The 250-nt window shown below is 40.4% G+C and carries 1 pseudogene; it reads left to right on the forward strand.

From position 1 onward, the window contains the following. Positions 1-250 (forward strand): annotated as a pseudogene (locus A3712_RS27825) (phage tail protein); the annotation flags it as partial.

The raw sequence follows: 250 nt of genomic DNA on the forward strand, positions 1-250 counted from the left end.
CTTTCTTGATACACGTGAAGTTACTGAGAATACTTCTGGCTTTAAAAATAGATATCCGGTTGGTATGGGCGTTGGTGCCAATCGAAATGACGCTTTTAAAGTCGAAATGATTGGTGTTAGAAGTACTGTTGAACCATCTTCTCGACATCCAGAAGCGCAAGAGCTTCTGGACTTTATGGGGGTTGGCTCTGGTAGTCGTAACTTTTCTAGGACATTTAATATCCTAAAAATGACGATATTGTCAGAAGAG

The organism is Vibrio sp. HI00D65 (assembly GCF_001635455.1).
Lineage (GTDB): Bacteria > Pseudomonadota > Gammaproteobacteria > Enterobacterales > Vibrionaceae > Vibrio.